At 58.8% G+C, this 311-nt stretch carries 1 tRNA gene; it reads right to left on the minus strand.

Going from position 1 to position 311, the window contains the following annotated elements:
* Nucleotides 1–220: 220 nt before the first annotated feature.
* Nucleotides 221–297 (minus strand) — tRNA-Met (locus AB9K35_RS05575).
* Between the last annotated feature and the right edge of the window lie 14 nt (nt 298–311).

Raw genomic sequence — 311 nt, forward strand, 5'->3', positions numbered from 1 at the left:
ACACCCCGGCAAGCGCGGCAGGCGCTTGAGCTTTTTGAGGGCTCCGCGCCCGGCGCGCTTGCCAAGCCCGAAACCGACGACTACCAAAATCAAACTCGCAGACTCTCGTCATGAACGAGGGACCAGTGGGGGGCACGTCAACGTTAAGAGACTGAGGTAGATTCTGGGCGCCCTGAATCGAAGAAGCCCCCGCTTTTTGCGGAGGCTTTGTGGTGATCTTTGGTTGCGGGAGCAGGATTTGAACCTGCGACCTTCAGGTTATGAGCCTGACGAGCTACCTGGCTGCTCCATCCCGCGACACTTTGTTTGGC

This window comes from Leisingera sp. XS_AS12 (assembly GCF_041224635.1).
Classification (GTDB): domain Bacteria; phylum Pseudomonadota; class Alphaproteobacteria; order Rhodobacterales; family Rhodobacteraceae; genus Leisingera.